The organism is Streptomyces sp. NPDC014727, assembly GCF_043083485.1.
Lineage (GTDB): Bacteria > Actinomycetota > Actinomycetes > Streptomycetales > Streptomycetaceae > Streptomyces.
Genome location: NZ_JBIBYR010000006.1, coordinates 158,316 through 170,910 on the forward strand (window position 1 = coordinate 158,316; position 12,595 = coordinate 170,910).

Annotated in this window: 14 protein-coding genes, 1 tRNA gene and 1 pseudogene; 7 read left to right on the forward strand and 9 right to left on the reverse strand. The window is 68.3% G+C overall.

The annotated features are described in order from the left end of the window. Nucleotides 1-25: 25 nt before the first annotated feature. Nucleotides 26-346: a DUF3618 domain-containing protein gene (locus tag ACF1B9_RS12655; RefSeq protein WP_391744055.1), complete on the reverse strand. Its 321-nt coding sequence runs from the start codon at nucleotides 344-346 to the stop codon at nucleotides 26-28. 128 nt (nucleotides 347-474) lie between these two features. Here ACF1B9_RS12655 and bcp point away from each other — a divergent pair, with 128 nt between their 5' ends. From bcp to ACF1B9_RS12675, 4 genes and pseudogenes are all read left to right on the forward strand, one after another. Further along, nucleotides 475-942: a thioredoxin-dependent thiol peroxidase gene (gene bcp, locus ACF1B9_RS12660; RefSeq protein ID WP_391744053.1), complete on the forward strand. Its 468-nt coding sequence runs from the start codon at nucleotides 475-477 to the stop codon at nucleotides 940-942. Nucleotides 943-1,125: 183 nt separating this feature from the next. After that, nucleotides 1,126-2,620, forward strand: a pseudogene (gene proP, locus ACF1B9_RS12665) (glycine betaine/L-proline transporter ProP). A 267-nt stretch (nucleotides 2,621-2,887) separates the two neighbouring features. Beyond that, on the forward strand, nucleotides 2,888-3,898 hold the full coding sequence (locus ACF1B9_RS12670) for an HNH endonuclease (RefSeq protein ID WP_391744051.1): 1,011 nt from the start codon (nucleotides 2,888-2,890) through the stop codon (nucleotides 3,896-3,898). 44 nt (nucleotides 3,899-3,942) lie between these two features. Next, a tRNA-Leu gene (locus tag ACF1B9_RS12675) sits at nucleotides 3,943-4,026 on the forward strand. 64 nt (nucleotides 4,027-4,090) lie between these two features. On the opposite strand, the gene rdgB is transcribed toward ACF1B9_RS12675, so the two are convergent. The 4 genes from rdgB to ACF1B9_RS12695 form a co-directional block, all read right to left on the reverse strand. Continuing rightward, nucleotides 4,091-4,693: an RdgB/HAM1 family non-canonical purine NTP pyrophosphatase gene (gene rdgB / locus ACF1B9_RS12680; protein ID WP_391744050.1), complete on the reverse strand. Its 603-nt coding sequence runs from the start codon at nucleotides 4,691-4,693 to the stop codon at nucleotides 4,091-4,093. Between the two features lie 21 nt (nucleotides 4,694-4,714). Beyond that, a complete protein-coding gene (locus ACF1B9_RS12685; protein WP_391744048.1) occupies nucleotides 4,715-5,110 on the reverse strand; it encodes a hypothetical protein in 396 nt (131 codons plus the stop codon). Nucleotides 5,111-5,212: 102 nt separating this feature from the next. Then, complete coding sequence (rph, locus tag ACF1B9_RS12690) at nucleotides 5,213-5,950, reverse strand: ribonuclease PH (RefSeq protein ID WP_391744046.1); 738 nt, start codon at nucleotides 5,948-5,950, stop codon at nucleotides 5,213-5,215. A gap of 190 nt (nucleotides 5,951-6,140) precedes the next feature. Further along, nucleotides 6,141-6,374 (reverse strand): glucose PTS transporter subunit EIIB, encoded by a 234-nt coding sequence (locus ACF1B9_RS12695; protein ID WP_014156020.1) that lies wholly within the window; start codon nucleotides 6,372-6,374, stop codon nucleotides 6,141-6,143. A 222-nt stretch (nucleotides 6,375-6,596) separates the two neighbouring features. On the opposite strand from ACF1B9_RS12695, the gene ACF1B9_RS12700 reads away from it, so the two are divergent. Next, complete coding sequence (locus tag ACF1B9_RS12700; protein ID WP_391744044.1) at nucleotides 6,597-7,910, forward strand: PTS transporter subunit EIIC; 1,314 nt, start codon at nucleotides 6,597-6,599, stop codon at nucleotides 7,908-7,910. A gap of 258 nt (nucleotides 7,911-8,168) precedes the next feature. Then, nucleotides 8,169-9,434 carry a PTS transporter subunit EIIC gene (locus tag ACF1B9_RS12705; protein WP_391744042.1) on the forward strand — a complete coding sequence of 422 codons (1,266 nt, stop codon included), beginning with the start codon at nucleotides 8,169-8,171 and terminating at the stop codon, nucleotides 9,432-9,434. A 100-nt stretch (nucleotides 9,435-9,534) separates the two neighbouring features. Here ACF1B9_RS12705 and ACF1B9_RS12710 read toward each other — a convergent pair whose 3' ends face one another. Further along, entirely contained in the window at nucleotides 9,535-10,287 is a 753-nt protein-coding gene (locus ACF1B9_RS12710; RefSeq protein WP_391744040.1) for an MBL fold metallo-hydrolase, read from the reverse strand. A gap of 177 nt (nucleotides 10,288-10,464) precedes the next feature. On the opposite strand from ACF1B9_RS12710, the gene ACF1B9_RS12715 reads away from it, so the two are divergent. After that, nucleotides 10,465-10,971 carry a type II toxin-antitoxin system PemK/MazF family toxin gene (locus tag ACF1B9_RS12715; RefSeq protein WP_391744039.1) on the forward strand — a complete coding sequence of 169 codons (507 nt, stop codon included), beginning with the start codon at nucleotides 10,465-10,467 and terminating at the stop codon, nucleotides 10,969-10,971. Nucleotides 10,972-11,076: 105 nt separating this feature from the next. Here the strand turns inward: ACF1B9_RS12715 and ACF1B9_RS12720 are convergent, their stop codons facing one another. The 3 genes from ACF1B9_RS12720 to ACF1B9_RS12730 all read right to left on the reverse strand — a co-directional run bounded on the left by ACF1B9_RS12720 (nucleotide 11,077) and on the right by ACF1B9_RS12730 (nucleotide 12,587). Further along, nucleotides 11,077-12,027 carry a PLP-dependent cysteine synthase family protein gene (locus tag ACF1B9_RS12720; protein WP_391744037.1) on the reverse strand — a complete coding sequence of 317 codons (951 nt, stop codon included), beginning with the start codon at nucleotides 12,025-12,027 and terminating at the stop codon, nucleotides 11,077-11,079. Beyond that, the gene (locus ACF1B9_RS12725) at nucleotides 12,027-12,356 is read right to left on the reverse strand and encodes a MoaD/ThiS family protein (RefSeq protein WP_391744035.1); all 330 of its coding nucleotides are present in this window, start codon (nucleotides 12,354-12,356) and stop codon (nucleotides 12,027-12,029) included. Before ACF1B9_RS12725 ends, ACF1B9_RS12720 begins: the two co-directional genes overlap by 1 nt. Before the next feature lie 105 nt (nucleotides 12,357-12,461). Then, the gene (locus ACF1B9_RS12730; RefSeq protein ID WP_391744034.1) at nucleotides 12,462-12,587 is read right to left on the reverse strand and encodes a putative leader peptide; all 126 of its coding nucleotides are present in this window, start codon (nucleotides 12,585-12,587) and stop codon (nucleotides 12,462-12,464) included. Nucleotides 12,588-12,595 lie beyond the last annotated feature (8 nt).

Sequence of the window (12,595 nt, forward strand, 5' to 3'; positions counted from 1 at the left end):
GTTCTTCCTGATCAGTTCTTCCTGATCAGTTCTTCCTGCGCCGCTTCGACACCACGACCAGGCCCACGACACCCACCGCCAGCAACGCCGCCGGGATCACCCGCTCCAGACGCGCAGCACCGTCCTCGGACACGAACTGCGCCTTCACGTCCGACACCGTCCGGTTCACCGCGACAAAAGCCCGCCCCGCCGTCCGGTCCACTGCCTCGGCGGCCTTGGCCTTCGCATCACCCATGATCGTCTTCGGGTGCACCCGCACCCCGATCTCATCGAGCACCACCGCAAGCTGCTCACGCCTGCTGATGATGTCCGCCTCGATCTGCGCAGGGGTCCTGGCATCCGACACCGCGCCGCCTCCGTGGTCCTCGTCCGGTAAACCTTCATCGACAGTCTGTCAGCTCCACCGCCCACGCACCCGGCGGCACCCCTATTACGCTCGGTCCCGTACACCCCACGTGCCACCTGAGGAGAACCATGAGCGAGCGACTCCAGCCCGGCGACACCGCCCCCGCCTTCACCCTCCCCGACGCCGACGGCAACGAGATCTCGCTCGCCGACCACAAGGGCCGCAAGGTCGTCGTGTACTTCTACCCGGCCGCCCTCACCCCCGGCTGCACCAAGCAGGCCTGCGATTTCACCGACAACCTGGAACTGCTCGCCGGCGCCGGATACGACGTCATCGGCGTCTCCCCCGACAAGCCCGAGAAGCTCGCCAAGTTCCGCGAGAAGGAGAACCTCAAGGTCACCCTGGTCGGCGACCCCTCCAAGGAGACCCTTGAGGCATACGGCGCCTTCGGCGAGAAGAAGCTCTACGGCAAAACGGTGACGGGCGTCATCCGCTCCACGATCGTCGTGGACGAGGAGGGCAAGGTCGAGCGAGCCCTCTACAACGTCAAGGCCACCGGCCACGTAGCCAAGATCATCAAGGACCTCGGGATCTGACCCGCCCCGCCGGGAACGGCTCCCGCGACCGACGGACCCCCTGACCGCCGCAGAGAGCCGAGAAGCCCCCCGGACGGCCGAAAGGATGTGAGGGACATCCCATTCGGCCACCGAATCGGTTTGCGACCGCCATGGCCGCGCAGAAGCCTTTCCTGAACACCCACCCGAGGAAAGGACCCGACCATGGCGGCCTCCGACCCCCACCAGGCGGCCGATCCGGAAGCGGTCAAACGCCACCCCACCCTCTTCCGCGCCATCCGGCAGCGGAAGAACCCGAAGCTGCGCCGGACGGACATCACCGTCACCGACGACCGGGCGGTCAAGCGGGCGGTGAAGGCGGCATCGCTCGGCAACGCCATGGAGTGGTTCGACTTCGGCATCTACTCCTACCTGGCCGTCACCCTGGGCCATGTCTTCTTCCCGTCCGGGAACGACACCACCCAGCTCCTCTCCTCCTTCGCCACCTTCGCCGTCGCGTTCCTCGTAAGGCCCCTCGGCGGAATGTTCTTCGGCCCCATGGGCGACAAGATCGGCCGCAAGAAGGTCCTCGCCCTCACCATGATCATGATGGCGGTCGGCACCTTCGCGATCGGAGTCATCCCCTCGCACGACTCCATCGGACTCTGGGCCCCCGCCCTGTTGATCTTCTTCAGGCTGGTCCAGGGCTTCTCCACCGGCGGTGAGTACGGCGGCGCCTCCACCTTCATCGCCGAGTACGCCCCCGACAAACGCCGCGGCTACTTCGGCAGCTTCCTCGAATTCGGCACGCTGGCCGGCTACGTGGGCGCCGCCGGACTCGTCACCGCCCTGACCGCGATACTCGACTCCGGCCATGGAGGCCTGGGGCTGGCGCATCCCGTTCCTCGTCGCGGGACCGCTCGGCCTGGTCGGCCTCTACCTGCGACTGCGCCTGGACGAGACGCCCGCCTTCCAGAAACTGGAGGGCGGCACCGCACACGCGACCGAGGCCGCCGACGGCGTCGAGACCACCGCCAAGGGCGACCTCGCCAAGATCTTCCGGCAGTACTGGCCGACGCTGATCCTCTGCATCTGCCTGGTCGGCGCGTACAACATCACCGACTACATGCTGCTGTCGTACATGCCGACCTATCTCTCCGACGAACTCGGCTACAGCGAGACGCACGGCCTGCTCGTCCTGCTCGTCGTCATGGTCTTCCTGATACTGATCATCAGCCAGGTCGGCAAGCTCTCCGACCGCTTCGGCCGCAAGCCGCTCCTGATGACCGGCATGCTCGGCTTCTTCTTCCTCTCCCTCCCCGCCTTCCTCCTCATCCGCCAGGGCGGCATCCCCGCGATCACGACCGGCATGCTGATGCTGGGGCTCTCGCTGGTCTGCATGCTGGGCACCATGTCCGCCGCGCTCCCCGCGCTCTTCCCCACTCATGTCCGCTACGGCTCCCTCTCCGTGGGCTACAACCTCTCGGCCTCCCTCTTCGGCGGCACGACCCCGCTGGTGATCACGGCCCTGATCAGCTGGAGCGGCACCAACCTGATGCCGGCCTACTACGCGATGGCGGCGGCCCTGGTCGGCGTGATCGCCGTGGCCTGCATGAAGGAGACCGCCCAGCAGCCCCTGGCCGGCTCGCCGCCGTCGGTGGAGACGGAGGAGGAGGCGGCGGAACTGTGCGCGGCCCAGACACCTGAGCCGAAGTTCTGACCCGGGGCCTCCGCGCCTCTTTGGTGCCCCACGCCGGATCGGCCCGCACCGCATCAATCGACGTTGAAGCGGTGCGGGCCATTCCGCATCTTGTCGGATATCGGACGTGACTCTCCGATAAACGGCTCGTTGATCCGTACGAGGCCGCGAACGTGCGGTCGGATGCGGAGGGGAACATGCCGGTTCGGTATACCCGCGAGCTACCGGAAGGTGTCGACCGCGACGTCGCACACCAACGCCTCGGTCCCGCTTGCACGAGGGGGAGAAATGTCTGATGTGTACGAGCGGGAGAGGCTCACCGCCGCCGTCGCCGAGTCCAAGAACTGGACGGATCTGATGCGCCGACTCGGACTCAAGAAGAGCGGCGGCCAGCGGCGTGTACTGCAGGAGAAGGTAGCCGGGTACGGGCTGGACACAGCCCATTTCAAGCAACGAAGTCCGTGGCGGAAGTACCCGGACTCGGCCATTGAGGCCGCTGTTGCATCCTCGTCGTCGCTGCGCGAGGTCGTCACCAAACTCGGTGCACCACCGGCAAGCGGCACGCTGTCCCACATAAGCCGCCGCATCACGGCCGCGGGGATCGATGTCAGCCACTTCCCCGGCATGAACCGTCCGCAACTGGCCCTGCTGTTCACCACCGAGGAGTTACGGACCGCCACGGCCGCCGCCGAGAGCGTTCGCGGAGTGGCGCGAAGCCTTGGAATGGGCGACGACAGTCAGTCACGCTCTTCGCTGGCAAGCCTGCTACGCAGGAGAGGGGTCGATACCTCACATTTCCGCAAGGCACGCGTTGCGATCCCGGAGGACACTCTGCGGGACGCCGTCCCGCGAGCTACCAGCTACGCGGACGTCATGCGTGCACTCAGCCTTGAGGTCAACGACACGAACCACCGCCGCGTGCGGCGCAAGGTCCTTCAGCTGCAGCTCGACACACGCCACTTCACTCGCCGCCCCTGGGCTTCGACGCAGGTGCGCGAGCCGCGCGAGCCCAAAGCGATCGCGCCGACGACCCTGGTGGTCAGGCCTCAAGGGTCAACACGCACAAACCGGGAAAGGCTGCACCGCGCCCTTCAGGAGATAGGTGTCGCGTACCGCTGCGAATCCTGCGGCAACCCGGGCAAGTGGCTGGGCCAGTCCTTCACGCTCCAGATCGATCACATCAACGGTGAGTGGCTCGACAACCGGGCCGAGAACCTTCGCTACCTCTGTCCCAACTGCCACGCGCTCACTGACACATGGTGCAGGAACCGGCGCCCTGCTAAATCGGCCGCCATATAGGTCTTCGGGTCTGTTGCGGCCTTCCCTTGTAGACTGCCGGAGACGCGCGAGTGCTGGAATTGGTGAGACAGGCTGGTTTTAGGTACCAGTGCCCTAGCGGCGTGAGGGTTCGAGTCCCTCCTCGCGCACCCCGGTGACAGGCCCGGCTCGCTTCTGCAGCGAGCTGGGCCTGTCGCGTTCACCGAGACGCTGTCACCCCACCAACTCCCGCACCACCGGCACCAGCGCCCGGAACGCCTTGCCGCGGTGGCTGATCGCGTTCTTTTCGGCCGGGGTCAGCTCGGCGCAGGTGCGGGTCTCGCCCTCCGGCTGGAGGATCGGGTCGTAGCCGAAGCCGTTCGTGCCGGACGGGGTGTGGCGCAGGGTGCCCGTCAGGCGGCCCTCGACCACGCGTTCCGTGCCGTCGGGGAGGGCGAGGGCGGCCGCGCAGGCGAAGTGGGCCCGGCGGTGGGCGTCGTCGATGTCGGAGAGCTGGGCCAGGAGCAGGTCCAGGTTGGCCCGGTCGTCGCCGTGGGTGCCGGACCAGCGGGCGGAGAAGATGCCGGGGGCGCCGCCGAGTACGTCCACGCAGAGGCCGGAGTCGTCGGCGATGGCGGGGTGGCCGGTGGCCTTCGCGAGGGCGTGGGCCTTGAGCAGGGCGTTCTCGGCGAAGGTGACGCCGGTCTCCTTGACGTCGGGGATGTCCGGGTATGCGTCCGCGCCGACGAGTTCGTGGTCGAGGCCTGCGTCGGCGAGGATCGCGTGGAGTTCGGTGATCTTCCCGGCGTTGCGGGTGGCGAGGATGAGGCGGGTCATGTCACCCAGTATCGGGGGTGGTCAGGGCGTGCAGACCTTGCCGATTTCCTTGGCGGCGTCGGTGACGGGAGTGATGTCGGGGGTGGTGTCGCCCTTGTCGATGGCGTCGCGGACGTTGCCGACGCCGGCCCGGAGGTGGTCGACGGCCTTGCCGAGGTCGGCGTTGTCGGTCTTGTCGCCGAGGTTGCCGAGTTCCTTCTCGATGTCGTCGAGGGCTTCGGATGCCTGGGTGGGGTCGTCGGACGCGTTGGAGACGGCCTGTTGGAGGTTGTCGGCGCTGGTGGCGATGGCGTCGGCGGTTCGCACGCAGTCGAGTGCCTTGTCGACGGCGCCGCAGCCGGCTGTCGCGGTGAGCGTGAGGGTGAGGGCGGTCAGGGTCAGCGCGACGGTGGTGCGGCGGTGGCGGGCCTTGGCCATGGTGCGGTTCCTCCCCGGGTGCGGATACGCGGACGGGCGCACGGTTCGACCCGTGCGCCCGTGCTCGTAACGACGCGTTGTGGTGCGTATGTGGTTGCTTCTTTACTCGCCCAGGGTGCGCGCGAGCGCCTCGTGCTGGAAGACGGTGAGGTCCGCGCAGCCGGCGGTGGCGAGGTCGAGGAGGACGCCCAGTTCCTTGCGGTCGAAGGGGGTGGCCTCGGCGGTGCCCTGGACCTCGACGAAGCGGCCGTCGCCGGTGCAGACGACGTTCATGTCGGTGTCGGCGCGGACGTCCTCCTCGTAGCAGAGGTCGAGGAGGGGGGTGCCGTCGACGATGCCGACGCTGATCGCGGAGACGGTGTCGGTCAGTGGCTTGCGGCCGTGCTTGACGAGCTTCTTGCGCTGGGCCCAGGTGACGGCGTCGGCGAGGGCGACGTAGGCGCCGGTGATGGCGGCGGTGCGGGTGCCGCCGTCGGCCTGGAGGACGTCGCAGTCCAGGACGATGGTGTTCTCGCCGAGGGCCTTGTAGTCGACGACGGCGCGCAGGGAGCGGCCGATGAGCCGGCTGATCTCGTGGGTGCGGCCGCCGATCTTGCCGCGTACGGATTCCCGGTCGCCGCGGGTGTTGGTGGAGCGGGGCAGCATGGAGTATTCGGCGGTGACCCAGCCTTCGCCGCTGCCCTTGCGCCAGCGGGGGACGCCCTCGGTGACGGAGGCGGTGCAGAAGACCTTGGTGTCGCCGAAGGAGATGAGTACGGAGCCTTCGGCGTGCTTGCTCCATCCGCGTTCGATGGTGACGGGGCGGAGCTGTTCGGGGGTGCGGCCGTCGATACGAGACATGGCGTCGACTGTATCCGGTGCGTGGGCGGCGTCCGTTCGGGTGCCCGGGGCGGCTGCCGGAGCGTTGCGGTGCGGGGGCGGGCGCGGCTTCCGTTGCGGTGCGGCACAGGCCCCGTCCGGGCGGGCGGGGCCTGCGTGGCGCTGAGCGGGCCGGCTCAGCGGGGGGTTATGCGGAGGGTTCGAGGGCCGGTCACATCATGTCTTCGATGTCGGCGGCGATGGGGTCGGCGTCGGTGCCGATGACGACCTGGATCGCGGTGCCCATCTTGACGACGCCGTGGGCTCCGGCGGCCTTGAGCGCGGCTTCGTCGACCTTGCTGGGGTCGTGGACCTCGGTGCGGAGGCGTGTGATGCAGCCTTCGATCTCGTCGATGTTCTCGATACCGCCGAGCCCGGCGACGATCTTCTCAGCCTTGCTGGCCATGGCCTTCTCCCTGGTTGTTCACATGCGTGCGACGGCCCACCCTGGGTCCGTTTCGTCACCGTAACGCACGTTTGGCCCAGCTTCGCGAGCGAGTGTCTGGACCGTCCCCAATGATGACGATCATCGATGCCCTGTCTTCCAGGCGGGTTACGCACCGTACCCCAACTGGTCTACACCAGTGTGCAACAACCGCCGGCCGCGCCGTGTTCCGGGAGGACGCCGATGAGCTCGACGAGCAGCGCCGCAGTACCGCGGAGGACATGGTGGAACGGCTTCTTCCAAGGCCTCCAGAAGATGGGCCGCAGCCTCCAGCTCCCGATCGCCGTCCTGCCCGCGGCAGGCATTCTCAACCGGCTCGGCCAGCCGGACGTATTCGGCGACGAGGGCCTGCGCTGGGGCAACGTGGCCAAGGTGTTCGAGGCCGCGGGCGGTGCGCTGCTCGACTCGGGGCTCGGCCTCCCGCTGCTGTTCTGCATCGGTGTGGCGATCGGCATGGCGAAGAAGTCGGACGGCTCGACCGCGCTCGCCGCGGTGGCCGGCTTCCTCGTCTACTACGCGGTGCTGCACGCCTTCCCGGTGGACTGCGCGCCCGGCTCGACGTTCACCTCGGGCGGCACCTGGTTCGGCACCTGCGTCACGGGCAACGCCAAAGTGACGGCCGCGCAGTACCAGAACCCCGGGGTGTTCGGCGGCATCGTGATGGGCCTGCTGTCCGCCTGGTTCTGGCAGCGGTACCACCGGGTCAAGCTGGTGGACTGGCTGGGCTTCTTCAACGGCCGCCGGCTCGTCCCGATCATCATGGCGTTCGTCGGCCTGCTCTTCGCCGCGCTGTGCGCCTGGCTCTGGCAGCCGATCGGCGACGGTCTGACCAGCTTCTCCAAGTGGCTGGTGGACCTCGACTGGGCCGGCTCCGGCATCTTCGGTGTCGCCAACCGCGCGCTGCTGGTCATCGGTCTTCACCAGTTCCTGAACACGTTCGTCTGGTTCCAGTTCGGCGACTTCACCAAGCCGGACGGTACGGTCGTGCACGGTGACATCAACCGCTTCCTGGCGGGTGACCCGACGGCCGGTCAGTTCACCTCGGGCTTCTTCCCGATCATGATGTTCGCCCTGCCCGCGGCGGCGCTGGCGATCTACCACTGCGCCAAGCCGCATCGCCGCAAGGCGGTCGGCGGCATGATGCTCTCGGTCGGCCTGACGTCGTTCGTGACGGGCATCACGGAGCCGATCGAGTACTCGTTCCTCTTCGTCGCACCGCTGCTGTACGCGATCCACGCGGTGCTCACCGGCGTCTCGATGGCGGTGACCTGGGCGATCGGGGTCAAGGACGGCTTCAGCTTCTCCGCGGGTCTGATCGACTACGTCATCAACTGGAGCCTGGCGACCAAACCATGGCTGATCATCCCGATCGGCCTGGCCTTCGCGGCCGCGTATTACGTGATCTTCCGGTTCGCGATCACCAGATTCAATCTCCAGACGCCGGGCCGGGAGCCCGATGAGCTGGAAGCGGAGATCGAGAGGGATCTCACGAAATAGCAGATCAGGTGGGTCTTTCGGCCCCATCGACGAAGGCCCTCGGACCCTTGGATCCAGGGGCCTTCGCCATGTCACCGAGCGTGGACGATAACTCATGCAAAGTAGTCTGATTGCGAAGGTTCCTTATCTCGCCCACACCGTGCTACAACTGGTCTACACCACTGAGTGGTTCAGACCACGTGGCGATCTGCCGCGTTCTTCGAGTCGCCGTCTCCCCCCTCATCGACCTGGGCGGCGCCTTGTCCAATGGAGGAATTGATGTCCACGGCAGACACCGCGCCCGCGGTCACCAAGAAGAAGGGCGCCGGCGTGATGGCGGTCATGCAGCGCATCGGCCGCAGCCTCATGCTGCCGGTCGCGGTGCTGCCCGCGGCGGCGCTCCTGGTCCGTCTCGGCAACGACGACATGCTCGGCAGGGACTCGTTCCCGGGCTTCATCACCAAGATCGCGAGCTTCATGGCCGCGGGTGGCAACGCGATCCTCGACAACATGGCGCTGCTGTTCGCCGTCGGCATCGCGATCGGCTTCGCCAAGAAGTCGGACGGCTCGACCGCCCTCGCAGCCGTCACCGGTTACCTGGTCTTCCAGAAGGTGCTCGCCACCTTCACCGACAGCAACCTGCCGCAGGTCGCGACGGTCGTCGACGGCAAGGTGGTCATGACGGACGCCCCCGTGGACGCCAAGGTCCTCGGCGGTGTGGTGATGGGCATCGTCGTCGCGCTGCTCTACCAGCGGTTCTACCGGACGAAGCTGCCGGCCTGGGCGGGCTTCTTCGGCGGCCGCCGTCTGGTCCCGATCCTCTCCGCGTTCGCGGGCCTGGTCATCGGCATCGTCTTCGGTTACATCTGGCCGGTGCTCGGCACCGGACTGCACAACTTCGGTGAGTGGCTGGTCGGTTCGGGCGCGGTCGGCGCGGGCATCTTCGGTGTCGCCAACCGTGCGCTGATCCCGGTCGGCATGCACCACCTGCTGAACTCGTTCCCGTGGTTCCAGGCCGGTGAGTACCACGGCAAGAGCGGCGACATCAACCGCTTCCTGGCCGGTGACCCGACGGCCGGACAGTTCATGACCGGCTTCTTCCCGATCATGATGTTCGCCCTTCCGGCGGCCTGCCTCGCCATCGTCCACTGCGCCCGCCCCGAGCGCCGCAAGGTCGTCGGCGGCATGATGTTCTCCCTCGCTCTCACCGCGTTCGTCACCGGTGTGACCGAGCCGATCGAGTTCACCTTCATGTTCATCGCCCCGGCGCTGTACGCGGTCCACGCGGTGCTCACCGGTGTCTCGATGGCCCTCACCTGGGGCCTCGGCATGAAGGACGGCTTCGGCTTCTCCGCCGGTGCGGTCGACTTCTTCCTGAACCTCGGCATCGCGAGCAAGCCATGGCTGCTGGTGCTGGTCGGTCTCTGCTTCGCGGTGGTCTACTACGTGGTCTTCCGCTTCGCGATCACCAAATTCAACCTGCCGACCCCGGGCCGCGAGTCCGACGAGGAGCTGGCCGAGCTCCTCAAGGCCGAGGCGAAGTAGCCCTCGGCGCGGGCCCGGCCCGTACGCCGCAACGGCTCGAAGCCCTCACCTCCCCGGCGGGAGGTGAGGGCTTCGTCGTGTCCCCGGGGTGGGTCGGGCTTCAGATCTCGTAGACCGCGCCCGGTGCCGCCACCTCGACCGGTCCGTCGAAGAACATGCGGGCATCGGCCAGGTTGCGGTCGGCGTCGGTCCAGGGCGGGATGTGGGTGAGGACGAGACGTCCCACTCCGGCGCGAGCGGCGATCTCGCCCGCCTCGCGGCCGTTGAGGTGGAGGTCCGGGATGTCCTCCTTGCCATGGATGAACGATGCTTCGCAGAGGAACAGATCGACGCCCTCGGCGAGCTCGTCCAGGGCCTCGCAGGCGCCCGTGTCGCCGGAGTACGTGAGCGAGCGGCCGCCGTGCTCGATCCGGATGGCGAAGGAGTCGACGGGATGGCAGACCTTCTCCGTACGGACCGAGAAGGGGCCGATCTCGAACGAGCCCGGCTTCAGCGTGTGGAAGTCGAAGACCTCGCTCATCGCCCGCTCGGACGGGGTGTCGCCGTGCGCGGTGGTCAGCCGCTGTTCGGTGCCGTCGGGACCGTAGACCGGGAGAGGGACGGCAGGGCTACCGTCGTGCCGGTAGTAACGGACGACGAAGTAGGCGCACATGTCGATGCAGTGATCGACATGGAGGTGGCTGAGAAAGACGGCGTCGAGGTCGTAGAGACCGACATGGCGCTGCAGCTCGCCGAGGGCGCCGTTGCCCATGTCGAGGAGCAGCCTGAAGCCGTCGGCCTCTACGAGGTAGCTCGAACACGCCGATCCCGGGGACGGGAACGAGCCGGAGCAGCCGACGACGGTGAGCTTCATGGAGCGTGAACCTCCGAGACGTGGGAACGGGGAGGGTTCGTGCGGTCTGTTGAGCGGTTTGTCGAGCGTAAAGCGCGAAAGAGCCGGTCGCTCCTTCACGGCCGTCCGTTGTGGGGGAACTCACCTGCTCTGTCACCGGTTCGATGGAAGAGGTGGGAACGCCGGTACGGTCGGGACATGGACATGTCCTGGTGGTGGATCGCGTTCGCTGTTGTCGTGCTGCTCGCGCTCGTGGCGGCGCTCGCCGATGGGCGGGGGCGGGGAGGGCGGCGGCCGGGCGGGCGTTCCGGCAGGTCGGCGGGGACGCGCTCGGGCGGGCGTCCGGGCGGGCGGATGCGCCCGCCGGCGGGGCCGGGGCGTGGGGCAGGGCCGGAGCGCGGACCGCGGCCGGGTGAGATCTGGTGGGCCGAGGTGCCCTACGAGGACGGGCCCGGGGTGAAGGACCGGCCCTGTCTGGTGCTGTCGGTACGGGGTGGCTCGGCGCGCGTCGCGAAGATCACCAGCAAGCATCACCAGGAGCGGCCGGGGGTGATCGCGCTGCCCGCGGGAACGGTGGGGGATGCGCGGGCGCGGGCGAGTTTCCTGGAGACGGACGAGTTGCGGGAGGTTGCCGTGCGGGGGTTCCGGCGGCGGGTGGGGGTGGTGGACCCGGGGGTGTGGGAGCGGGTGCGCGGGCTCGGCTGAGGTCGGGGGGCGCGGCGGCTTCGGAGCGGCCCGGAGACGGGCCCGATCGCCGGACGGGCCGGTGGTTCGGTCTGTTCGGCTCGTCCGGCGATCGGGTACGAGGGACTATGCCCAGAGCTGGCCGTGCAGCGTTTCGATGGCCGCTTCCGTCGTCGGGGCGGTGTAGACGCCCGTCGACAGGTACTTCCAGCCGCCGTCCGCCACGACGAAGACGATGTCGGCCTGCTCCCCCGCCTTGACGGCCTTGTTTCCCACTCCGATCGCGGCGTGGAGCGCGGCGCCGGTGGAGACGCCCGCGAAGATGCCCTCCTGCTGGAGGAGTTCGCGGGTACGGGTGACGGCGTCCGCGGAGCCGACCGAGAAGCGGGTGGTGAGGACCGAGGCGTCGTACAGCTCGGGCACGAAGCCCTCGTCGAGGTTGCGGAGCCCGTAGACCAGGTCGTCGTAGCGCGGCTCGGCTGCGACGATCTTGACGTCGGGCTTGTGTTCGCGCAGGTAGCGGCCGACGCCCATGAGCGTGCCGGTGGTGCCGAGGCCCGCCACGAAGTGGGTGACGGACGGGAGGTCGGCGAGGATCTCCGGGCCGGTGGTGGCGTAGTGGGCGCCCGCGTTGTCGGGGTTGCCGTACTGGTAGAGCATGACCCAGTCGGGGTGCTCGGCAGCCAGTTCCTTGGCCACGCGTACGGCCGTGTTGGAGCCGCCGGCCGCCGGGGAGGAGATGATCTCGGCGCCCCACATGGCGAGCAGGTCGCGGCGTTCCTGGGAGGTGTTCTCCGGCATGACGCACACGATGCGGTAGCCCTTGAGCTTGGCCGCCATGGCGAGCGAGATGCCGGTGTTGCCGCTGGTGGGCTCCAGGATGGTGCAGCCGGGGGTCAACCGGCCGTCCTTCTCGGCCTGTTCGACCATGTGGAGCGCGGGGCGGTCCTTGATCGAGCCGGTGGGGTTGCGGTCCTCCAGCTTGGCCCAGAGACGGACGTCGGCCGAGGGCGACAGCCGCGGCAGGCGGACGAGCGGTGTGTTGCCCACCGCGGCGAGCGGGCTGTCGTACCGCATCAGTTCATGCCCGCCCGTCGCCCGGCCGCCTCGGCCGGACGGGGCGTCGCCCCGGCGGCTCCTCCGGCGACGGCCGGGAGGATGGTGACGTTGTCGCCGTCGCTGAGCTTGGTGGAGATGCCGTCCAGGAAGCGGACGTCCTCGTCGTTGAGGTAGACGTTCACGAAGCGGCGGATCTCGTCGCCGTCGACGATGCGTTCGCGGATCCCCTTGTGGCGGCTGTCCAGATCCGTGAAGAGGTCGGCGAGGGTCGCTCCGTCGCCCTCGACGGCCTTGGCGCCGTCGGTGTACGTGCGGAGGATGGTCGGGATGCGGACCTCGATGGCCATGGCGTGGGCTCCTGTCGGGTGCGGAGAGGTGGCGTGGGGCGCGCGGCTCTGCCCCCGCGCGGGGGTTGGTGCGTTTCGGACGGGTGTTCGGGCCGCGGGCCCGGCTCAGGCCTGGCGGCCGGCGGGCAGGCGGCTCGTACAGATCGCGCTGGAGAGCCTGCACAGGTCGACGTGCAGCCGCGCAACGAGCAGCATGCCCGGCGTCTTCTCGCTCACGTCATGGGGAACCATGCGGTCAT

Bases quoted from the DNA above. Each gene is read 5' to 3' on its own strand.
- ACF1B9_RS12725 (WP_391744035.1), bottom strand. From the start codon at position 12,356: ATGGCCATCGAGGTCCGCATCCCGACCATCCTCCGCACGTACACCGAC.
- ACF1B9_RS12700 (WP_391744044.1), top strand. From the start codon at position 6,597: ATGAGCTCGACGAGCAGCGCCGCAGTACCGCGGAGGACATGGTGGAAC.
- bcp (WP_391744053.1), top strand. From the start codon at position 475: ATGAGCGAGCGACTCCAGCCCGGCGACACCGCCCCCGCCTTCACCCTC.
- ACF1B9_RS12720 (WP_391744037.1), bottom strand. From the start codon at position 12,027: ATGCGGTACGACAGCCCGCTCGCCGCGGTGGGCAACACACCGCTCGTC.
- ACF1B9_RS12715 (WP_391744039.1), top strand. From the start codon at position 10,465: ATGGACATGTCCTGGTGGTGGATCGCGTTCGCTGTTGTCGTGCTGCTC.
- ACF1B9_RS12730 (WP_391744034.1), bottom strand. From the start codon at position 12,587: ATGGTTCCCCATGACGTGAGCGAGAAGACGCCGGGCATGCTGCTCGTT.
- ACF1B9_RS12710 (WP_391744040.1), bottom strand. From the start codon at position 10,287: ATGAAGCTCACCGTCGTCGGCTGCTCCGGCTCGTTCCCGTCCCCGGGA.
- rdgB (WP_391744050.1), bottom strand. From the start codon at position 4,693: ATGACCCGCCTCATCCTCGCCACCCGCAACGCCGGGAAGATCACCGAA.
- ACF1B9_RS12670 (WP_391744051.1), top strand. From the start codon at position 2,888: ATGTCTGATGTGTACGAGCGGGAGAGGCTCACCGCCGCCGTCGCCGAG.
- rph (WP_391744046.1), bottom strand. From the start codon at position 5,950: ATGTCTCGTATCGACGGCCGCACCCCCGAACAGCTCCGCCCCGTCACC.
- ACF1B9_RS12695 (WP_014156020.1), bottom strand. From the start codon at position 6,374: ATGGCCAGCAAGGCTGAGAAGATCGTCGCCGGGCTCGGCGGTATCGAG.
- ACF1B9_RS12705 (WP_391744042.1), top strand. From the start codon at position 8,169: ATGTCCACGGCAGACACCGCGCCCGCGGTCACCAAGAAGAAGGGCGCC.
- ACF1B9_RS12685 (WP_391744048.1), bottom strand. From the start codon at position 5,110: ATGGCCAAGGCCCGCCACCGCCGCACCACCGTCGCGCTGACCCTGACC.